The following is a 20,258-nucleotide window of genomic DNA, read 5'->3' as shown; positions in this document are numbered from 1 at the left end:
CCGGCGCCGTTTATCTTAAACGTCCAGGTTGGCGACGTTCAGGGCGTTGGTTTCAATAAAGGCCCGACGCGGCTCGACCACATCGCCCATCAGGGTGGTAAAGATCTGATCCGCCGCAATGGCGTCTTCGATCGTGACCCGCAGCATGCGGCGCCCCTGTGGATCCATAGTGGTTTCCCAGAGCTGGTCCGGGTTCATTTCACCAAGACCTTTATAGCGCTGAATGTTGTAGCCGCGCTCCGCCTGCTTCATCAGCCAGGTTAGGGCGTCGCCAAAATTGTCCACCGGCTCTTTGCGCTCGCCGCGTTGAACATAGGCTCCTTCCTCAAGCAGCCCGGACAGTTTCTCGCCCAGTGATTTTATCTTCGCGTACTCGGAAGACCCTATAAACTCTCTTGTCAGCAGGTAGTCAGTACTTACTCCGTGAGCGATGATGGTTATCCGGGGACGGAAATCATGGCGCTCTTTGTCTTCGTCTACAACCACCGCGTATCGGTTGTGTTTGGCCAGAACCGTCTCGCCCAAACGTCGCTCCAGATCAGCGCACCATTCTTCAACCACACTGCGATCCTGCATGCCTTCCTGGGTCAGGGTGGGGGCGTCCAGCATTTGCCACAGCGCAATATCTGGGTAGACACGGCTGAGTCGGTCGATGACTTTTTCTACGCCCCGATAGTCGCGTACCAGCTGCTCCAAGGCCTCACCGCTGATGCCCGGCGCGTCCGGATGAACGAACAGGGCGGCGTCTTCCAGTGCGGAATTGGTCAGGTACTCGTTGAGCGCGTCATCATCTTTCAGATAGGTGTGCGATTTGCCCCGGCCGATTTTGTAGAGCGGCGGCTGGGCGATAAAAATATGACCCTGCTCAATCAGTTCCGGCATCTGACGGAAGAAAAAGGTCAGGAGGAGGGTACGGATGTGGGAGCCGTCGACGTCCGCATCCGTCATGATAATAATGTAGTGGTAGCGCAGTTTCTCAACGTTGAATTCGGACTTGCCAATACCACAACCCAGTGCGGTGACAATGGTGCCCACCTCGGCTGAGGACAGCATTTTATCGAACCGCGCCTTTTCTACGTTCAGAATTTTACCTTTGAGCGGCAAGATCGCCTGTGTGCGACGATCGCGGCCCTGTTTGGCACTGCCGCCTGCCGAGTCACCCTCCACTAGGTAAATCTCTGAAAGTGCTGGATCTTTTTCCTGGCAATCCGCCAGCTTGCCAGGCAAGCCCGCGATATCCAACGCACCCTTGCGGCGGGTCATTTCACGGGCCTTGCGGGCCGCTTCACGGGCCCGGGCGGCATCCAGCATTTTCTGCACAACCACCTTGGCTTCGTTGGGGTTTTCCAGCAGGAAATCACCGAACTTGTCGCTCATGGCCTGTTCAACCACGGTTTTCACTTCGCTGGATACCAGCTTGTCTTTGGTCTGGGATGAGAATTTGGGATCGGGCACCTTCACCGAGACAATGGCGGTCAGACCCTCCCGGGCATCGTCACCGGTGGTACTGATTTTGGCTTTCTTGGCCAGGCCTTCCTGTTCGATGTAGTTGTTCAGGTTGCGGGTCAGACCAGCCCGGAAACCCGCCAGGTGTGTGCCGCCGTCACGCTGGGGGATATTGTTTGTGTAGCAGTAGAGGTTTTCCTGGAAGCCGTCATTCCACTGTAGCGCCACCTCCACCGAGATGCCGCCTTCACCCTCAGTGGTGAAATGGAAGACATTGTTAATCGGGCTTTTGTTCTGGTTAAGGAACTCAACAAAGGCTTTCAGTCCGCCTTCATAGCAGAAGTTCTCTTTCTCGCCGCTGCGCTCGTCGATCAGGTCGATATTAACCCCTGAATTGAGGAAAGCCAGCTCCCGCAGGCGTTTGGCGAGGATGTCGAAGTGAAATTCAATATTGGTAAAGGTGTCTTCAGACGGGTGGAAGCGCATTTCCGTGCCGGTGGTGTCGGCATCACCCACCACGGCCAGCGGTGCATCCGGCACACCGTGGGTATAGGTTTGCTCGTGAACCTTGCCACCGCGACGGATAGTCATCACCAGCTTCTTGGACAGGGCATTAACTACTGAGACCCCAACCCCATGCAGGCCGCCGGATACCTTATAGGTATTGTCGTCGAACTTACCCCCGGCGTGCAGCACCGTCATGATGACTTCAGCGGCAGATACCCCTTCCTCGTGAATCTCGGTGGGGATTCCCCGGCCGTTATCGCGCACGGTGATGGACTCATCGGGATGAATCACCACTTCGATCTTGCTGCAGTAACCAGCCAGTGCCTCGTCGATCGAGTTGTCGACAACCTCAAACACCATGTGGTGCAAGCCTGTGCCGTCGTCGGTATCCCCGATGTACATGCCCGGACGCTTACGCACCGCATCCAGGCCTTTCAGCACCTTGATACTCGATGAATCGTATTGTTTACCTTCGCTCATACTAATCCTCGTAACACCAGCCGGAGGGCAGGTCAGGGTAGGGGGGTAACGCGACCATGTTCCACGTGAAACATTTTTATCTTTGTTGAACCAAAGCTAGCGCTAAGGTCCGACGCATTGATCGCGGTAAAAAAGCTCTGACAGTCCAATTTTAATAATTCGTCGATAAAACGCGCGCGCCGATCACTGTCGAGCTCCGCGGCCAGATCATCAACCAGAAAGACACTCTTTATACCATATTGGCGCAATAACTTCGCCTGTGACAGCCGAAAAGCCGCCACAAGGGACTTTAACTGGCCCCGCGAGAAGACCTCGACCACAGACTGTCCCGCGCTGCGAACACGTAAATCGGCGCGATGAGGGCCATCTCGGGTATAGCCCAGCTCAATATCCCGATCGATTTCCATATCGAGCTTCGCCCGAAGCGGATTGCGCTCCCGGTTCCAGCCGGGATAATAATCTACCGCCACCTCCACCGGCACCGATACACCGCTATTTAGTGCCGCGTGCATCTCCACCAGCAGGGGTAGCAGCCGTTCCAACTGTGCAGTGCGCAGTTCGTGTATCAATTCACCCTGTACCGCCAGTTCATCAGTCCAGGGTGAAAGCGCTTGTTTGTCGACTCGATTGCTTCGAAGCAAGGCATTACGCTGTTTCAGGGCCTTCTGATAGCGACGCCAGGCCTGCAGAAAACGAAAAGGTTCCACGTGAAACACTGCCCAATCCAACAACTGCCGGCGATATTCCGGCGGCCCTTCCAACAGCGAGAAGCCGGCACTATCCAGAATTTGTATCGGTAGCAGGGCGGCGAGCTCACTGGTCGCCCGAAGACTTTCCCCGTTCAGCCTCACGCTAGGAGAGGAGTCAGCCAATCGTCTTTCTATACCAATTCGCTGCTCGCCCCGGTTGTTGGTGCCCACGCCTGTAATTAAAAAACCAGCTTGTTCATAGCGAACCAGTCGCTGCCACTTACGAGTACGAAAGGAGCGACCATGACCTAGGACGTGGATTGCTTCAAGAAGGGAAGTCTTACCGGAGCCGTTGCGACCGCTTATCAGATTGACGGATGCCAGATCACTTAAGCGCGCCGACTCAATAATGCGAAAATTAGACAGCTGGAGCTGTTGCAGGAGCATAATCTAGCGAAAAAAAGGGTGGCCTGTGCCACCCCTCCTCATCGCCAATCCGCCTTACAGGCGCATCGGCATAACAACATAACTGCATTCGCTGGCTTCGGGTTCTTCAAGCAAGGCGCTGCTATTGGAATCCGAGAGCAGTATTTTGACATTATCACTGGTCATAACCGCCAGTACGTCCATCAAGTAACTGACATTGAAGCCGATTTCGAGGTCCGGCCCCTCGTAGTCGACCGCAATAATCTCTTCCGCTTCTTCCTGTTCCGGGTTGTTTGCCTGAATTTTGAGCTCACCACTGGTCAGCAACAAGCGAATGCCCCGATACTTTTCATTCGACAGGATGGAGGTTCGACCAAAAGCCTGCCGCAAAACGCCGCGATCACCGAGAACTTCTTTCGTACTGCTGCGTGGCAGCACGCGCTCATAGTCCGGAAATTTGCCGTCAATCAGTTTTGAAGTGAAGGTAAAGCCGGGGGTTACCACCCGTAGATGGTTGTTGCTTAACTGAATATCCGCGTCCTGGTCATCATCCATCAACAGACGAACCAGCTCATTGACGCCTTTGCGGGGCACAATTACCTGAGCGTTCTGACTAATTCCCAGCTCCGCTGTCAGGGTGCACATGGCCAGGCGGTGGCCATCAGTGGCTACAGTCCGCAGGTGCGTTGCCGCCAGCTCCCACAGCATGCCATTGAGGTAGTAACGAACATCCTGCTGCGCCATGGCAAAGGAGGTTTTTTCAATCAGGCGCTTGATGTCACCTTGCTTGACCGTAAAGCTCTGCCCGGATTCGGTTTGATCCACACTCGGAAAGTCCGAGGCCGGTAGAGTTGATAGGGTAAAGCGGCTGCGACCGGATTTCAGAATCAAGCGGTTTTCGTCAAGCGAGAATTCCAGCTCGGAACCCTCTGGCAGAGACTTACAGATATCCACCAGCTTGCGGGCCGGTACAGTAATTTCGCCCTCGGAGGCGGGCGGCGAAGGCAGTTCAACCCGGCCAATCAACTCAACTTCAAGGTCGGTCCCGGTGAGCGACAACTCCTGGCCTTCAAGCACCAGTTGTACATTCGCCAGAATAGCCAGTGTCTGGCGGCGTTCCACTACACCAGCTACCAGATTCAGGGGTTTCAGCAAGGCCTCGCGGGCAATGGTAAATTTCATAGTCGGCAGGCGATCCCAATTGGAATTATTGATTCATTTTTCAACAGTAATCATACGGCACAAAACCGCAAAGTCCTATGCCAGGAGGTTAAAAAATGCAATAAAAGCAGTACCCTGCAAGCGTCAGGTGGTCAGAGAGCGCAGCAGGTTCTGATAGTCTTCGCGAATGTCAGCACTGGTCTCGCGCAACTCTTTGATTTTTCGGCAGGCGTGCAAGACCGTCGTATGGTCACGACCTCCGAAACTGTCGCCAATTTCCGGCAGACTCTGGTTAGTCAGTTCCTTCGCCAAGGCCATCGCCAACTGTCGGGGCCGGGCCACGGAGCGACTGCGCCGCTTGGAGGTCAGGTCGGCCACCTTGATTTTGTAGTATTCGGCAACCGTGCGCTGAATATTATCGACACTGACCTGCTTGTCCTGCAAGGCCAGCAGATCCTTCAAGGATTCTCGAATCAGGGGTATATCAATCGTGCGCGCCATAAAGCGGGCGCTGGCGATCACTCGTTTCAGTGCGCCTTCCAGCTCGCGCACATTGGAGCGCACCCGCTGACCAATAAAAAAGGCCGCATCCTGGGGCAGATCAATTTTTTCCTGCTCCGCCTTCTTCATCAGAATAGCCACCCGGGTTTCCAGCTCCGGCGGTTCGACGGCAACCGTCAGACCCCAACCAAAACGTGACTTTAATCGCTCTTCCAGACCATTGATTTCTTTCGGGTAGCGATCACAGGTCAGAATCATTTGCTGACCACCTTCAAGCAGGGCGTTAAAGGTATGAAAAAACTCTTCCTGGGAGCGATCTTTGTTCGCAAAAAACTGAATATCGTCAATCAGCAGCGCGTCGACGCTGCGGTAATAGCGCTTGAACTCATTAATCGCATTGAGCGACAGGGCCTTGACCATATCAGCAACAAAACGCTCGGAATGCAGGTAGACAATTTTCGCATCCGGCTTTTGTTTAAGCATGGCGTTGCCCACGGCATGCATGAGGTGGGTCTTGCCCAGACCGACCCCACCGTAGAGAAAGACCGGGTTGTAGGCCTGACCCGGATTTTCCGCCACCTGCATGGCAGCCGCCCGCGCCAGCTGATTGGATTTACCCTCTACGAAGGTGTCAAAGGTGTGATTTTCTATCAGTGAACTCTGGTGCCGAATACCACCCTCCACTTCAACCCGCCGCACCCGCGCCGGTCTTGAGGCCTGCGGTGACGGTTCTGCTGCGGGTCGGGGCGCAGGCTCGACCCGTGGAGCGCTCTGCGTGGCACTGGGTGCCGGACTTCCTATGGGGCGAATCGGTGCGCGCGCGCCAATATCCACCACCACATCACAACCGGGCTGAGTGCTGACCTCGCTGACAATCTGAGAAATCCGGTCCAGATAACGATCAACAACCCAGTCTTTAATAAAACGGTTAGGCGCTAGCAGTTGCAGCTGACTGCCATTGGCAACGGCCCGCAAAGGTCGAATCCAGGTGTTAAACTGTTGGGATGGCAACTCGCTCTGCAAGTAATTGAGACACTGTTCCCAAGCGGCTTCCGGCACTGAAACTTCTCCTGCCTTGTTATCGTTGTAATTGTTATTGCTGTGAATGTCGCACGAGGGCAGTTATCCCCAAAATCGGGACGACCTCCCATCGAAGGACGCTATTTTAACGCGTGTTTTTGGGCTTTATCCACAGGGAAATAAAAAAATTTTTCCCATTGACTTTTAATTTATACAATATTTTTCAAATAGTTATCTTATTTTTGAAAAAGTAATAATTTTATATTTATTTCACAGGAAACAAATGTGTATAACTCGGGTACAGAGCTGTGGATAAGCTGTTCAACACCGCTTTTGTGAGCACTTACATACCACCAAAAGGACAGACTCGCGTTCGCCCCTATCGACGGTTTCCTATGATCAAAGCCCTCGAAAAATTCATTGCCTTTACTGACAATATTCACTAGAATTCGCGATCCTTAATTTTAGCGTCGGTGTCTTTGTTTTCACTCCGACAGAACACGGCACAAGTCTTCCTTCTTATATAGGAAGCAGGAAAGCCCACGAAAGCGGCTTTGGAGCAGAATCATGAAAAGAACTTTTCAACCCAGCGTTCTGAAACGCAAGCGCACCCACGGTTTCCGTGCCCGCATGGCCACCAAAAACGGCCGTCAGGTTCTGGCCCGTCGTCGCGCCAAAGGTCGCAAGCGTCTCGCTGCCTGATCGGGCATTCGCGATGGTCATCCAGCACCGTGACGAACGCAGGTTTTGGAAAAGCGTCACGGTTGCTGAACGCACGGGATTTCAAATCAGTCTTTGATAATGCCCGCCTGAAGGTTTCCTCCCCGGAACTCCTGTTTCTCGCTGTACCCAATCAACTCCCCCATGCCCGCCTTGGTCTTGTTATTGCCAAGAAGAACGTCCGCCTTGCGGTGCAACGCAATCGGGTCAAACGCATCATCCGTGAGAGCTTCCGCCAGCAACAGGTCATCACCGGCCTGGATATCGTAGTGCTTGCGCGCAGAGGATTGGATACACTAGACAACCCTCAGCTTCACGACAGTTGCAACCAACTGTGGAAGCAACTTCAACGCCGCGTCGAAAAGCAGGCGCGCCGGCAGCAGCAGGAAGATGAAGCCAAGTCATGCGACTGATACTGACAGCCCTGATTCGACTTTACCGCTATACCATCAGCCCAATGATGGCCAGTCACTGTCGCTTTCACCCCAGCTGTTCCCAATACGCTCTTGAAGCCATAGAGCATCACGGCAGTCTTCGCGGCGGCTGGCTGGCCACCCGCCGGCTCTGTCGCTGCCACCCCTTTAACCCCGGCGGCTACGACCCTGTGCCTGCCGGGAAAAACCAAATCAAACCTTCAACGCAGGCATCTCAGTCATAATGGATATACAACGCACCTTGCTGATCGCCGCGATCGCGGTATTGTCGTTTATGCTAGTTGTGGAATGGGCCGCATTCCGCCAGCAGGAACCTGCCGCCGTCAGCGCCCAGGCCGATTCCACCCAAGTCACGGCCAGAGCAGCGGCTCAATCCTCTGGGGAAGATATTCCGGAAGTTAGCTCAGCCCCAGCTGAACAGGATGCAGAACTCATATCCAGCCACGGCAGCGATACCGTCAGCGTCAGCACCGATGTGTTAGAGCTGACCATAGATCTCTCGGGCGGCGATATTATTTATGCCGCACTGCCAAAACATCACGCAGAAATTGACACCCCCGACCAGCCCTTCGTCATTCTCGAGCAGAATCGCCGGCGCGAATATATCGCCCAAAGCGGTCTGATCGGTAAAAACGGCACCGATACCCGCGACGGTCGCCCCACCTTTGTCACTGAAAACGCCAGTTACCAGCTCAGCGAGGGCCAGGACGAACTGACCGTGACCCTGGCCTATGGTCAAAGTCGCGATATCACCATCTATAAACACTATCGCTTTAAGCGCGGCTCCTACCTTGTCGAAATGGACTACGAAATCGACAATCGCAGTGATGAACAATGGCAGGGCGTGCTGTTTACCCAGCTCAAGCGCGACAACAGTGAAGACCCGGCAACCCAGGACAGCGGCATGATGGGCATGCAGCCCTTTCTTGGTGTGGGCTATCGCACATCGGAAGAGCGCTTTGAAAAACTCGCCTTCGACAAAATGCGCGACAAACCCCTCAAGCTGGAAATGCAGGGCGGTTGGATCGCTATAATCCAGCATTACTTCCTCAGCGCCTGGGTTCCACCCGCGGAGCAACAGAATTTTTTCTCCACCTCGGTCACCCGCAGTGGCGACAATATTGCCCGCTATACCTCAGCACCTCAGGTGGTAGAACCCAAATCAACCGGCCATATGACCGCCCGCCTGTATATCGGACCGAAAGATCAGTACGCCCTGCAGGAAATATCCGAGGGGCTGGAGTTGAGCGTCGACTACGGCTGGCTGTGGTGGATCGCCCAACCGCTGTTCTGGCTCTTGACCCAGATTCATAAACTGGTGGGTAACTGGGGGCTGGCCATTATCGGCGTCACCTTGCTGGTAAAGATTGTCTTCTTCCAGCTCAATGCCACCGCCTTCCGCTCCATGGCCAATATGCGCCGGGTACAACCCAAGCTGCTTGAGATTCGCGAGCGACACGCCGACGACCGCCAGAAACAGTCTCAGGCAATGATGGAGCTCTACAAAAAAGAGAAGATCAATCCGCTTGGCGGCTGTCTGCCCATTCTTGTACAGATGCCCGTTTTTATTGCGCTGTACTGGGTGTTGATGGAAAGTGTCGAGCTGCGCCACGCACCGTTCTTCGGCTGGATCAATGACCTGTCGGCGATGGATCCTTACTTCATTCTGCCGATTATCATGGGCGCTTCCATGTTTGTTCAGCAGAAACTCAACCCGCCGCCGCCCGATCCTATGCAGGCCAAAGTCATGCAGTGGCTGCCGGTGATCTTTACCTTCTTCTTCCTGTTCTTCCCGGCTGGTCTGGTGCTGTATTGGGTAGTCAACAACCTGCTGTCCATCGCTCAGCAGTACATAATCACCCGCAGTATTGAGAAAAACGCAGCCAAAAGCTGAATGAACGTTCACACCGACACCATCGCCGCCATCGCCACCCCGGCCGGGCGGGGTGGCGTCGGCGTCATTCGTATTTCCGGCCCCAAGTGTCTGGCCATCGCCCAGGCTATTCTTAATAACAAAACGCTTAAGCCGCGGTATGCACACTTCTCGCAGTTCTACGCCACATCTAACACTTCAATTGAGGCGATAGACAGCGGCCTCGCCCTTTACTTTCCAGGACCGAATTCCTTTACCGGTGAAGACGTATTGGAACTGCAGGGCCATGGCGGCCCCGTGGTTTTACAATTGCTGTTGCGAGAAATAGTCCGCCTAGGTGCACGTCTGGCAAAGCCCGGCGAGTTTTCCGAGCGGGCTTTTCTCAACGACAAAATTGATCTGGCCCAGGCTGAAGCCATCGCCGACTTGATCGACAGCGCCTCAGAACAGGCGGCCAAAAATGCGGTTCGGTCGCTGGAAGGAGAGTTCAGCCGTCGCGTTCAAGATCTGGTCGAAGCCTTGATTCATCTGCGTATGTATGTGGAAGCGGCAATCGATTTTCCCGAAGAAGAAGTGGATTTTCTCAGCGACGAAACCGTTCGACTCGGACTGGAAAACCTTGATAGAGATCTAACAAAATTATTAAGCAGCGCAAAACAGGGGGCGCTTTTGCGCGAAGGCATGACGGTAGCCATTGCCGGCAAACCCAATGCCGGAAAATCCAGTCTGCTTAACGCGCTGGCTGGACGCGAGTCCGCCATTGTCACCGATATCGCCGGCACCACCCGCGACGTGCTTCGTGAGACCATTCTGATCGAAGGTATGCCACTGCATGTCATCGATACCGCCGGTTTGCGCGACAGCGTCGATCAGGTAGAGCAGGAAGGCATTCGCCGCGCCTGGCAAGTTATCGACGACGCCGACCGCATTCTGCTGGTGATCGATTCCACCGACCCCCACAGCGCCGACGATCTGCTTGCTCAATTCCAAAGCCACCGCGACAAGCTAACCGTTATACACAACAAGGCGGATCTGTCCGGCTTGTCGATAGGTGAACGCGACGACGGTCATGCGCTGAACCTTTCAGCCAAGGCGCAAGCGGGTATTGATCGCTTGCGCGAGCATCTGAAAGATTGCATGGGCTATCACGGTGGTAGCGACAGCCAGTTCACGGCCCGGCAGCGCCATATTGATGCCTTGCTCGACGCCAAGCAGCATTTTGATCAGGGAAGAGAGCAACTGATGGTTTACCGCGCCGGTGAGCTACTGGCTGAAGAATTACGCCTCAGCCAGAATGCTCTGAGCACCATTACCGGCGAGTTTACCCCCGACGACCTGCTTGGAAAAATCTTTTCCAGTTTCTGTATCGGCAAATAGCCTTTCTCTATCCCCGCAAAGGCCTTTACGGCAACCCCGGACTCCTTCGGTAAGCAGGCTTTTGCATCCCCACCAGCTTCAGTTTCAGCGTCAGTCACGATTCTTAACCCCTAAATCTGATCAAATAGTCACCACAACCCCTTTAACTTTCAACTTTTTTGCTGTGAATTGAGGGCGCATAGCGCGGGGAAAGACTGTGCATAACTTGGGGGATAAGTTTTAAGCCTGTGGACGGAAAATCAGTACAAATACTTACCCCCAAACCGTTCAAGGCTTGTCACCATCCGGGGAACAGCTTTACAAGGGGTTTGTACGCCCACTTATTAGGCACTTTAAATATTTATAAAACAGCAACTTACAAAGGTTATCCACATTTTTACGTCAACTAATAATTACAACAACAATAATCTCTCTTACTTTCTCTTATAAATAAGATTTTTATTTAATAACTTTTTTAAAAACCAGCCCTGATTAAATTTTCACCAGCTTATTGCAGTGCGAAATTCGCCCCGTATAATCACACTCCCTTTCAGCTCAGAGCAGGATTTCCCGTGGATTACCCCGAGCAATTCGACGTTATCGTCATCGGCGGCGGCCACGCTGGTACCGAAGCGTGCCTGGCGGCGGCGCGCATGGGTGCTAAAACCCTGCTGCTGACCCACAACATCGAAACGCTGGGCCAAATGTCCTGCAATCCGGCCATCGGCGGCATTGGCAAAAGCCACCTGGTCAAGGAAATCGATGCCCTCGGCGGCGCCATGGCCCTGGCCACAGACCGCGGCGGGATCCAGTTTCGGGTTTTGAACGCTCGCAAAGGCCCGGCAGTCCGTGCGACTCGGGCCCAGGCTGACCGGGCGCTGTACAAGGCGGCGATTCGCGAAATACTGGAAAATCAGCCCAATCTGTCGATTTTCCAGCAAGCCGTTGACGACTTGATCGTCGAGGGTGAGCGGGTTTGCGGTGCGATCACCAACACCGGTATTCGCTTTCGGGCGAAAACGGTCGTGCTGACAACCGGGACTTTCCTGGGCGGCAAAATCCATATCGGTCTGGATAATCACAGCGGCGGCCGAGCCGGCGACCCACCGGCGATCGCCCTGGCCGCGCGTCTGCGGGAACTGCCCCTGCGCGTCGATCGCCTGAAAACTGGCACCCCGCCGCGCATTGACGCCAAGTCGGTGAATTTCGAAGGTCTGCAGGAGCAGTGGGGCGATCAGCCCGAGCCGGTGATGTCCTATCTCGGCAGTCTCGAGATGCACCCGCGTCAGACCTGCTGCTGGATTACCCACACCAACGAGCGCACCCACGAAATCATTCAGGGCGGGCTGGACCGCTCGCCCATGTACACCGGCGTGATCGAAGGCGTCGGCCCGCGTTATTGCCCGTCCATCGAAGACAAAGTTCACCGCTTTGCGGACAAAAGCAGCCACCAGATTTTTATCGAGCCGGAGGGGCTGAATACCCACGAGCTCTATCCCAACGGCATCTCCACCAGCTTGCCTTTTGATGTGCAAATGCAATTGGTGCGCTCGATCAAGGGCTTTGAAAATGCCCATATCACCCGCCCGGGCTACGCTATTGAATACGACTATTTCGACCCTCGGGATCTGAAAACTTCCCTTGAAACCAAGGTCATTGAAAACCTCTTTTTCGCCGGGCAGATCAACGGCACCACCGGTTACGAAGAAGCGGGCGCCCAGGGCCTGCTGGCTGGACTCAACGCCGCCCTGAAAGCGGCCGATAAAGACACCTGGTGTCCCAAGCGCGATCAAGCCTACATCGGAGTGTTGGTCGACGATCTGATTACCATGGGCACGCTGGAGCCCTATCGGATGTTTACCTCCCGCGCCGAATACCGCTTGCTGCTGCGCGAGGACAACGCCGATTCCCGACTGACCGAAAAGGGCCGCGAACTGGGACTGGTGGATGATGCGCGCTGGGCAGCTTACTGCGACAAGCGCGAAACGGTGGAGCGGGAACGTCAGCGCATGGCCAGCACCTGGATTCAGCCCAATACCCCGGAAGCTGACATTCTGAACAGCAAAATCCCGACGCCGATCAGTCGTGAACACAATCTGCTCGATCTTCTCAAGCGTCCTGAGCTAAGCTACTCAGATGTGGCGGGACTCAAAGGAGAAGTGAGTGCTAACTTACAGGTTGCGGAACAGATCGAGATCGGTGTGAAGTACGCCGGCTATATCGACCGTCAGACCGAGGAAATTGAGCGCTTGCGGCGCTTTGAGCACACAAGCCTGCCGCTGGATTTCGACTATCAGACGGTGGAAGGTCTGTCGAACGAGATCAAACAAAAGCTGTCCAGCGCCCGACCGGAAACCCTGGCCCAGGCTTCGCGCATTCCCGGCGTGACGCCGGCAGCTGTTTCACTCTTGCTGATTTACCTGAAAAAACGAGGCCTGCTCGATCGCAGCAGCAAAACGGCCTGATGGCCGAGCGCGACATTCTCGAGCGGGGCCTGCGGGCACTGGCACTGGAGCTGAGCGAGCAGCAGCGCGATCGGCTGATGCGTTATCTGGCGCTGCTGGTGAAATGGAACCGGGCCTATAACCTGACCGCCATCCGCGACCCCGAAGAAATGGTCACCAAGCATTTGCTCGACTCACTGGCGGTCGTGCCCTTTGTCAGCGGCGAGCGACTGCTGGATGTGGGTACCGGCGCGGGCTTGCCGGGCATCCCCCTGGCCATCGTCTATCCGGACAAGTTATTTGAACTGCTCGACAGCAACGGCAAGAAAACCCGTTTTCTGGTGCAGGTTGTGGCGGATCTGGCCCTGCCAAATGTGACAGTGCACCATAAACGCATCGAGTCGGGCGAACTGGCGCCGGTCTATGACGGCATCCTGTCCCGGGCCTTTGCTTCGCTCGCGGACATGACCCGCGACTGCGGGCCGTTGTTGGCTGTGGGCGGCGAGTTACTGGCCATGAAGGGTCAATACCCGGAGCAGGAGTTGAGTCAGTTACCAAAACCCTATATCGTCAAGGGTTCCCACGCGCTGGTGGTACCGAATCTGGCCGGTGAGCGCCACCTGATAAAGATTGGCCTCCCCGAAAGAGGCGGTTCATAACAAACGAACACGGGATGCCCTGAACGGGGACAGCATGGCCAAAATTTTTGCAATCACCAATCAGAAAGGCGGGGTCGGTAAAACCACCACCAGCGTCAATCTTGCTGCGTCACTGGTCGCCACCCGGCGACGGGTGCTGTTGATCGATCTCGACCCTCAGGGCAATGCGAGCATGGGCAGTGGTGTCGATAAAAACGCCCTCGAGCGCAGTGTCTATGATGTGCTGCTCGGTGAAAGTAATGCTCGCGATGCGATTCAGAGCAAACTGGATGCGGGCTACGACCTGCTCGGAGCCAACCAGGATCTGACCGCCGCTGAAGTAGAATTGATCAATGAAATTGGCCGTGAATTTCGCCTGCGAGAAGGGTTGGCGCCGATACTGGATGATTACGATTTTATTCTGATCGATTGCCCGCCCTCATTGAACATGCTGACGGTTAACGCGCTGGCGGCCTCGCATGGGGTAATCATTCCCATGCAATGCGAGTACTATGCGCTGGAAGGGCTCAGCGCGCTGATCAATACCGTGAATCGGGTCAAGCAACTGATCAACCCGGAGCTGGAAATTGAAGGACTGCTGCGCACCATGTACGACCCGCGCAACAGCCTGACCAACGATGTCTCCGCCCAGCTCTACAATCATTTTGGCGACAAGGTCTACCGCACCGTGATTCCGCGCAATGTGCGCCTGGCCGAGGCCCCGAGCCACGGTATGCCGGTGATTCACTACGATAAGGATTCGAAAGGAGCCATGGCCTATATTGCGCTGGCTGGTGAAATGCTCCGACGTGCAGATAAACCGCAGACGCGTGAAACGCCCGATCTGCAATTGATTCGGTCTGAAGGATAAATGGCAAAGAAACGAGGTTTGGGGCGCGGACTTGACGCCCTGCTGGGCAGTCAGGCGGCTGCCACTACGACTCCGCCGGAGAGCGTTCCCCTGCAGGGGGCCGGCGAAACCCGTCCCGGCCGTCCGGCCGACGGGGAACTGCGCGATTTGCCGGTTGACCTGATTCAGCGCGGCAAGTACCAGCCGCGCCGGGACATGCAGCCCGAAGCGCTGGAAGAACTGGCAGAGAGTATTAAATCCCAGGGCGTGATGCAGCCGATTGTGGTGCGCCCGATCAGCGACAAGCGCTTTGAGATCATTGCCGGGGAACGGCGCTGGCGTGCGACCCAGCTCGCCGGCCTGGATACCATTCCTGCGTTGATCCGCGATGTGCCAGATGAAGCCGCCGTCGCCATGGCGCTGATTGAAAACATTCAGCGCGAAGACCTCAATCCCATGGAAGAGGCGCTGGCGATGCAGCGTCTGCAGCGCGAATTTGAGCTGACCCATGCGCAGGTTGCTGAAGCAGTCGGTAAATCGCGAACCACCATCACCAATCTGCTGCGCTTGACCAACCTGCGCGAAGAAGTGCAACGCATGCTGGAACACGGCGATCTGGAAATGGGCCATGCCCGTGCCCTACTGTCACTGAATCCGGATATGCAGGCCTCTGCCGCCTCACAAATTGTTGGTCGCGGCCTGTCGGTACGTCAGACCGAAGCGCTGGTTCGGCGCCTGGTGGATGAGCAGAAGAACCCAAGCCAGACTGCTCCGAAAAAGCTCGACCCGGATATCAAGAAGCTGCAGGACGATCTGTCCGAGCAGTTGGGCTCCCCGGTACAGGTACAGCACAGCGCCAAAGGCGCCGGCAAGCTGGTGATCAAATACAACAACCTCGACCAGCTCGACGGCATTATCAGCAAAATCAGCTCCTGAATCTTTGCAGCGGGGCCCGGTTAGGCCCCGCGTAAACACCTACTTTTTCAGCGTCGCTGCTTTCAGCTCGTCAAACGACTCCTCGATGCACTGGGCATAAAAGGACGGATCCGGCATCTGTTCGCGGCAGGCATTAAAGGAAATCGCGATCGACCCCTTCTTGTTCTGAACTGAACTGTAAACCACGTGAAACAAGCCAACACCGGGCAGAAGCGGCCCGAGACTCAAGCCATCCACCAGTTCGGCGCCGCAGAAATACAGCTGCACGGGCGGCCCGGGAACATTGGTTACCACGGTATTGAATATGACCGCACGTTCGGTCAGACCCGTACCAACGGCAGCGCGCATGGCCAGCGCCATCATGCCGCCGGGCATGACATCGGTGACGTCCATTGCAATCCGTGGGCCGAGGGCTTCGGCGTAGGACTTACTCTGTTTGGATTCAGAGGCGATGGTTTCCAGTCGCGCTTTCGGGTCGTCGATATCGGTGCACAGTGACACGGTCATAAAACCGACCATATTGCCACCGGCGGCGCGTTCAGCGTCGCTGCGCACATCAATTGGACAGCCAGTAACAAGGGTTTTTTCAGGGAGCTCGTTTTTGGCGGCCAGATACTTGCGCAGGGCGCCGGAGACGATGGTCAGCATTGCATCATTCACGGTCGCTCCCTTCACCGTATTCTTGATGGCGCGCACGTCTTCAAAATCAAACTTGACCGAATCCACTACCCGATAGGGCGATATCCGGCCCTGAAAACGGGTTTTCTGTTTGTCTTCCAGCGAGCGAAAATTGCCCTGGCGACGGCCCGCCCGAATGCGCCGGTAAGCGGGCAATACGTTGCCGATCAGTTTCAAGGCGCGCCGTGGCCGTTTAAGGTTGTTCACATAGGCTTTGCTCAGCAACTGCCAGTCGGTGGCTTTTTTGATGACGCGAGGCGGAATGTCGGTAGGCTGCTGAACTTCGGGTGTCAGATCGTGCATGATGGGGAAGAGCATCGCGCCGGTGGCGCCGTCCATCGCCGCGTGGTGGGCCTTCAACAGCATGGCAAAGCAGTTCTTCGGTAGGCCCTCGATATTGTCCAGCCCTTCAATGATGTACATCTCCCACAGCGGCTTGTTCATATCCAGCGGCCGGGCGTGGATGCGCGATACCAGAATACAGAGCTGGCGCCAGTCGCCGGGTTCGGGCAGCGCGATGTGGCGGACGTGGTATTCAAGATCAAAATGTTCGTCTTCCACCCAATAGGGGCGGTCGAGCTTCATGGGCACGTGGGCCAGCTTGCGGGTGAATATGGGCGAGAGGTGAACACGGCTTTCCAGCATGGAGAGAATCTGCTTGAAGCGCACGATACCCCCTTCGGCGGTGGACTGATCGTAGATACTTAGCCCCCCTATGTGTTGCGGAAGACCTTTCATCTCCGCACTGAGAAACATTGCATCCTGACCGCTGAGTTGCTCCATGGAACCCCCTTGTATTGTTGTTGCCCTTTACATTACTGACTAATGACAGCAACCACCAGCGACACCTCCTGCTATGGCCGGGGATCTCATCCATCTGTGCGGCAGTGCTTGCAGTAGAGTCTTTAAAAGACGATGCTAGCGCACGGTTTATGACCTGAGTCTGTGTTGAAGTGACATCGGCTGTGGCTTCACCCAGTACTTGCCCTGCAAAGACTGGAAATGCAGACGGGGCTAATAAACAGCGCTGTTTAATTGTGGTACTTCATCTAGTAGTGTGCCCCATGAAAACCACACTATGTTGTGCTAAATGGTAAGTGTTTGATTTTATTTTGGTATTCACAGCGGGCGCTAATCAGGGGGTGGGACAATTTGTCCACCCTCGAACAGGCGGATCGGTTGATACTTGACCATATTGGCCCTATAATTCGCCCCGCTTTTTGGACGAGTGACAACTCACCGGAAATCGGAATTAAAGCACGCTTTTGGGGAGACTTATGGCACAGCAGGGGGCTAAGCCGCCGACGGCTGCCATCATTTCGCGCCCCCCGCTGCTGAAAATATTCGGTATCCAGACTGGATTGCTCGTTCTGGCTTCGGCCACAGTTTTACTGGTAGATGCGGTTTTGGCCAAATCTATCCTGATAGGCGGCCTGATCTCAGTATTACCCAATGCCTATTTTGCCCGGATGGCGTTTCGTCATCGGGGCGCACGCGCGGCCAGGGCAGTGTCCCAGTCCTTCAAGCGGGGTGAAGCGGGTAAATTTGTGTTGACGGTGTGCCTGTTTGCGGTGGTGTTCAGCAGTGTGCCGTCATTGAATGCGGGTGCTGTGTTTGCAGGCTTTATCGGCATGATGCTGGTTAACCTGGTGTTTGCCTGGCGGATCGGCAATCGGCGCATCGCAAAATAGCAGCAGTTACGGAAACGTTTAACCAATAACCTTAAAAAGGGTGCCTTGAAAAGCCGTCAGATATGACGCGCAGGCTTTCCAAGATACCTTTTGAGATTGAGAGCGAGAGATGGCAGGGGAAACCTTAACCGCTACCAGTTATATCCAGCACCACTTGACCAACCTGACCTATGGCAAGTTGCCGGAAGGTTATGAACGTCACCAGGCTGACGGTTCGGTCGAAGTGTTATCGCAGGATACCTGGACACTGGCACACACCTCACAGGAAGCAAGTGATATGGGCTTTATGGCCATTCACCTGGATTCCATGTTCTGGTCCATTTTTCTCGGCGCCGTGTTCGTCATGATTTTTGCCCGCGTCGCCAAGCGTATTCACACTGGCGTGCCGCGCGGCATGCAGAACTTTGTCGAAATGGCTGTCGACTTTATCGATAAGCAGGTCAAGGATAGCTTTCATCACAAGAACGCCATGATCGCGCCGATGGCCCTGACCATTTTCGTCTGGATTCTGCTGATGAACACGATGGACCTGGTGCCGGTCGACTGGCTGCCGCACCTGGCGACCATTATCAGTGGCGACCCCCACTTCTTCTTTAAAGTCGTTCCGACCACCGACCCCAATGTAACCCTTGGTATGGCCTTTACCGTGTTTGGTTTGATGATTTACTTCACCATCGCCAAGAAGGGTTTTATGGGTTTCGTCAAAGAACTGACGCTGCACCCCTTCCACGCTGAGAAGTGGTACATCAACCTGATTCTGATTCCGATTAACTTCGCACTGGAGACTATTTCCTGGATCTCCAAACCGATCTCTCTCGGTCTGCGACTGTTCGGAAACCTGTACGCCGGCGAGATGATCTTCATCCTGATTGCCACCATGTTCAGTGCCGGTCTGGTGCTCGGTCTGTTCGCGGGTGTACTGCAGTGGGCGTGGGCGGTGTTCCACATTCTGGTTATCGTGTTGCAGGCCTTCGTCTTCATGGTACTGACTATCGTCTATATGGCGATGGCGCATCAGGTTGAAGAAGAAGACCAGTTTCATTAATTCACTTTACGTTTAACTTTAGCTTTAAATTACACAACTTAGGAGAAATACCATGGGCTTGGCTTTGATTGCTGTTTCTTTGATGATCGGTTTTGGTGCTCTGGGTACCGCCATCGGTTTCGCTCTGCTGGGCGGTAAACTGCTGGAAGGTTCTGCGCGTCAGCCCGAACTGGCTCCCATGCTGCAAACCAAAATGTTCCTGATCGCCGGTCTGCTTGATGCGGTACCCATGATCGGTGTTGGTATCGCCATGTACGTACTGTTCGTACTTGTGCCAGGAATGGCGTAAGCACACCTTTTTGACAGTACTTACATTTAACCGTCAAACAGAGGTGTCGGCGTGAACATTAATCTCACCCTAATTGGCCAGTCCATCGCCTTCTTGTTTTTCATCTGGTTCAGCTACGCCTTCGTCTGGAAGGCGATCCGAGCCGCGATGGATGAGCGCGAGAAGCAGATAGCTGACGGATTGGAAGCCGCGGATCGCGCCGGTCGTGATCTGGAGCTGGCTCAGGAAAAGGCCTCCAAGCATTTGAAGGAAGCCAAAGCTGAGGCTGCGGGCATCATCGAATCGGCGAATAAACGCGCCAATCAGATTGTCGATGAAGCCAAAGAGCAGGCGCGAACGGAAGCTGACCGCATCAAAACCGCTGCACAAGCGGAAGTAGAGCAAGAGGTCAATCGCGCCAAAGAGCAGCTGCGTTCGCAGGTGGCCACACTGGCCCTGGCTGGCGCAGAGAAAGTGCTGGAAGCGTCTGTCGACGAAGCCAAGCACAAAGATATGCTCGATAAACTGGCCGCCCAACTGTAAGCGAGGTAAACCATGGCTGAACTGAGCACAGTGGCAAGGCCTTACGCGAAGGCGGCGTTTGAGTACGCTCTGGCCGCTGGCGATCTGGCCGGCTGGTCAGCGCAGCTTTCGACAGCGGCGGCAGTAGCCCAGCAGGATGCCATCAAGAAAGTGCTGGCGTCGCCGGCGATGACTACGGACCTGCAGGCCCAGACCTTTATCGATGTGTGCGGCGACGCGCTCAACGACAAAGGCCAGAATTTCATTCGTGTTCTGGCCAAGAACAAGCGTCTGACCCTGCTGCCGCAAATCGCCGTGATTTTTGAGGCACACAAGGCCGCTCAGGAGAAGAGCGTTGACGTGGAACTGTCAACGGCCTTTGAACTGGATGCCGGCGCCCAACAGTCGTTGGCGCAGGCATTGAGTGGCAAACTCCAGCGCGAAGTCAAAGTAACGGCAGTCGTTGATAAAGAACTGCTCGGCGGCGTATTGGTCCGCGCGGGCGATTTGGTTATCGACGGTTCGGTGCGCGGTCGCTTAGCGAAACTCGCCGAAGCAATGAATTCCTAAGCG

At 55.0% G+C, this 20,258-nt stretch carries 19 protein-coding genes; 14 read left to right on the top strand and 5 right to left on the bottom strand.

Going from position 1 to position 20,258, the window contains the following annotated elements; genetic code table 11:
• Positions 1-15: 15 nt before the first annotated feature.
• The 4 genes from gyrB to dnaA all read right to left on the bottom strand — a co-directional run bounded on the left by gyrB (position 16) and on the right by dnaA (position 6,269).
• Positions 16-2,433 (bottom strand): DNA topoisomerase (ATP-hydrolyzing) subunit B, encoded by a 2,418-nt coding sequence (gene gyrB / locus ABY734_RS00870; RefSeq protein WP_372777054.1) that lies wholly within the window; start codon positions 2,431-2,433, stop codon positions 16-18.
• 32 nt (positions 2,434-2,465) lie between these two features.
• The gene (recF, locus tag ABY734_RS00865; RefSeq protein ID WP_372777053.1) at positions 2,466-3,569 is read right to left on the bottom strand and encodes a DNA replication/repair protein RecF; all 1,104 of its coding nucleotides are present in this window, start codon (positions 3,567-3,569) and stop codon (positions 2,466-2,468) included.
• 54 nt (positions 3,570-3,623) lie between these two features.
• Positions 3,624-4,730 carry a DNA polymerase III subunit beta gene (gene dnaN / locus ABY734_RS00860; RefSeq protein WP_372777052.1) on the bottom strand — a complete coding sequence of 369 codons (1,107 nt, stop codon included), beginning with the start codon at positions 4,728-4,730 and terminating at the stop codon, positions 3,624-3,626.
• A gap of 123 nt (positions 4,731-4,853) precedes the next feature.
• Positions 4,854-6,269, bottom strand: coding sequence for a chromosomal replication initiator protein DnaA (gene dnaA, locus ABY734_RS00855; RefSeq protein ID WP_372777051.1), 1,416 nt, complete (start codon positions 6,267-6,269; stop codon positions 4,854-4,856).
• A gap of 528 nt (positions 6,270-6,797) precedes the next feature.
• Here dnaA and rpmH point away from each other — a divergent pair.
• The 9 genes from rpmH to ABY734_RS00810 all read left to right on the top strand — a co-directional run bounded on the left by rpmH (position 6,798) and on the right by ABY734_RS00810 (position 15,481).
• Positions 6,798-6,932, top strand: a complete 135-nt coding sequence (gene rpmH, locus ABY734_RS00850) for a 50S ribosomal protein L34 (RefSeq protein ID WP_143235735.1) — start codon at positions 6,798-6,800, stop codon at positions 6,930-6,932.
• Positions 6,933-6,961: 29 nt separating this feature from the next.
• Positions 6,962-7,363, top strand: a complete 402-nt coding sequence (rnpA, locus tag ABY734_RS00845; RefSeq protein WP_372777050.1) for a ribonuclease P protein component — start codon at positions 6,962-6,964, stop codon at positions 7,361-7,363.
• A complete protein-coding gene (gene yidD / locus ABY734_RS00840; RefSeq protein WP_372777049.1) occupies positions 7,354-7,608 on the top strand; it encodes a membrane protein insertion efficiency factor YidD in 255 nt (84 codons plus the stop codon). The genes rnpA and yidD overlap by 10 nt, the downstream gene beginning before the upstream one ends.
• Entirely contained in the window at positions 7,608-9,278 is a 1,671-nt protein-coding gene (gene yidC, locus ABY734_RS00835) for a membrane protein insertase YidC (RefSeq protein WP_372777048.1), read from the top strand. Before yidD ends, yidC begins: the two co-directional genes overlap by 1 nt.
• The gene (mnmE, locus tag ABY734_RS00830; RefSeq protein ID WP_372777047.1) at positions 9,279-10,634 is read left to right on the top strand and encodes a tRNA uridine-5-carboxymethylaminomethyl(34) synthesis GTPase MnmE; all 1,356 of its coding nucleotides are present in this window, start codon (positions 9,279-9,281) and stop codon (positions 10,632-10,634) included.
• Positions 10,635-11,185: 551 nt separating this feature from the next.
• Complete coding sequence (mnmG, locus tag ABY734_RS00825; protein ID WP_372777046.1) at positions 11,186-13,078, top strand: tRNA uridine-5-carboxymethylaminomethyl(34) synthesis enzyme MnmG; 1,893 nt, start codon at positions 11,186-11,188, stop codon at positions 13,076-13,078.
• Positions 13,078-13,716: a 16S rRNA (guanine(527)-N(7))-methyltransferase RsmG gene (gene rsmG / locus ABY734_RS00820; protein ID WP_372777045.1), complete on the top strand. Its 639-nt coding sequence runs from the start codon at positions 13,078-13,080 to the stop codon at positions 13,714-13,716. The genes mnmG and rsmG overlap by 1 nt, the downstream gene beginning before the upstream one ends.
• A gap of 34 nt (positions 13,717-13,750) precedes the next feature.
• Positions 13,751-14,566 carry a ParA family protein gene (locus ABY734_RS00815; protein WP_372777044.1) on the top strand — a complete coding sequence of 272 codons (816 nt, stop codon included), beginning with the start codon at positions 13,751-13,753 and terminating at the stop codon, positions 14,564-14,566.
• Positions 14,567-15,481: a ParB/RepB/Spo0J family partition protein gene (locus tag ABY734_RS00810; RefSeq protein ID WP_372777043.1), complete on the top strand. Its 915-nt coding sequence runs from the start codon at positions 14,567-14,569 to the stop codon at positions 15,479-15,481.
• Between the two features lie 39 nt (positions 15,482-15,520).
• Here ABY734_RS00810 and ABY734_RS00805 read toward each other — a convergent pair whose 3' ends face one another.
• Positions 15,521-16,942 carry a wax ester/triacylglycerol synthase family O-acyltransferase gene (locus tag ABY734_RS00805; RefSeq protein ID WP_372777042.1) on the bottom strand — a complete coding sequence of 474 codons (1,422 nt, stop codon included), beginning with the start codon at positions 16,940-16,942 and terminating at the stop codon, positions 15,521-15,523.
• A gap of 494 nt (positions 16,943-17,436) precedes the next feature.
• Between ABY734_RS00805 and ABY734_RS00800 the strand changes: the two genes are divergently transcribed.
• The 5 genes from ABY734_RS00800 (at position 17,437) to ABY734_RS00780 (ending at position 20,255) form a co-directional block, all read left to right on the top strand.
• Positions 17,437-17,850, top strand: coding sequence for an ATP synthase subunit I (locus ABY734_RS00800; protein WP_372777040.1), 414 nt, complete (start codon positions 17,437-17,439; stop codon positions 17,848-17,850).
• Positions 17,851-17,959: 109 nt separating this feature from the next.
• On the top strand, positions 17,960-18,895 hold the full coding sequence (gene atpB / locus ABY734_RS00795; protein WP_372777039.1) for a F0F1 ATP synthase subunit A: 936 nt from the start codon (positions 17,960-17,962) through the stop codon (positions 18,893-18,895).
• Between the two features lie 52 nt (positions 18,896-18,947).
• A complete protein-coding gene (atpE, locus tag ABY734_RS00790) occupies positions 18,948-19,184 on the top strand; it encodes a F0F1 ATP synthase subunit C (protein ID WP_183411463.1) in 237 nt (78 codons plus the stop codon).
• Between the two features lie 51 nt (positions 19,185-19,235).
• Positions 19,236-19,706: a F0F1 ATP synthase subunit B gene (locus ABY734_RS00785; RefSeq protein ID WP_372777038.1), complete on the top strand. Its 471-nt coding sequence runs from the start codon at positions 19,236-19,238 to the stop codon at positions 19,704-19,706.
• A gap of 12 nt (positions 19,707-19,718) precedes the next feature.
• The gene (locus ABY734_RS00780) at positions 19,719-20,255 is read left to right on the top strand and encodes a F0F1 ATP synthase subunit delta (protein ID WP_372777037.1); all 537 of its coding nucleotides are present in this window, start codon (positions 19,719-19,721) and stop codon (positions 20,253-20,255) included.
• The last annotated feature ends 3 nt before the right edge of the window (positions 20,256-20,258 follow it).

The organism is Litorivivens sp. (genome assembly GCF_041624475.1).
In the GTDB taxonomy this organism is placed as follows: domain Bacteria; phylum Pseudomonadota; class Gammaproteobacteria; order Pseudomonadales; family Spongiibacteraceae; genus Litorivivens.
This window is presented reverse-complemented; position numbering and strand designations above follow the sequence as displayed.

Excerpts from the sequence above, each read along its gene's own strand:
- gyrB (WP_372777054.1), bottom strand. The coding sequence starts at position 2,433 with ATGAGCGAAGGTAAACAATACGATTCATCGAGTATCAAGGTGCTGAAA.
- recF (WP_372777053.1), bottom strand. The coding sequence starts at position 3,569 with ATGCTCCTGCAACAGCTCCAGCTGTCTAATTTTCGCATTATTGAGTCG.
- dnaN (WP_372777052.1), bottom strand. The coding sequence starts at position 4,730 with ATGAAATTTACCATTGCCCGCGAGGCCTTGCTGAAACCCCTGAATCTG.
- rpmH (WP_143235735.1), top strand. The coding sequence starts at position 6,798 with ATGAAAAGAACTTTTCAACCCAGCGTTCTGAAACGCAAGCGCACCCAC.
- yidD (WP_372777049.1), top strand. The coding sequence starts at position 7,354 with ATGCGACTGATACTGACAGCCCTGATTCGACTTTACCGCTATACCATC.
- yidC (WP_372777048.1), top strand. The coding sequence starts at position 7,608 with ATGGATATACAACGCACCTTGCTGATCGCCGCGATCGCGGTATTGTCG.
- mnmE (WP_372777047.1), top strand. The coding sequence starts at position 9,279 with ATGAACGTTCACACCGACACCATCGCCGCCATCGCCACCCCGGCCGGG.
- rsmG (WP_372777045.1), top strand. The coding sequence starts at position 13,078 with ATGGCCGAGCGCGACATTCTCGAGCGGGGCCTGCGGGCACTGGCACTG.
- ABY734_RS00815 (WP_372777044.1), top strand. The coding sequence starts at position 13,751 with ATGGCCAAAATTTTTGCAATCACCAATCAGAAAGGCGGGGTCGGTAAA.
- ABY734_RS00810 (WP_372777043.1), top strand. The coding sequence starts at position 14,567 with ATGGCAAAGAAACGAGGTTTGGGGCGCGGACTTGACGCCCTGCTGGGC.
- ABY734_RS00805 (WP_372777042.1), bottom strand. The coding sequence starts at position 16,942 with ATGGAGCAACTCAGCGGTCAGGATGCAATGTTTCTCAGTGCGGAGATG.
- ABY734_RS00800 (WP_372777040.1), top strand. The coding sequence starts at position 17,437 with ATGGCACAGCAGGGGGCTAAGCCGCCGACGGCTGCCATCATTTCGCGC.
- atpB (WP_372777039.1), top strand. The coding sequence starts at position 17,960 with ATGGCAGGGGAAACCTTAACCGCTACCAGTTATATCCAGCACCACTTG.
- atpE (WP_183411463.1), top strand. The coding sequence starts at position 18,948 with ATGGGCTTGGCTTTGATTGCTGTTTCTTTGATGATCGGTTTTGGTGCT.
- ABY734_RS00780 (WP_372777037.1), top strand. The coding sequence starts at position 19,719 with ATGGCTGAACTGAGCACAGTGGCAAGGCCTTACGCGAAGGCGGCGTTT.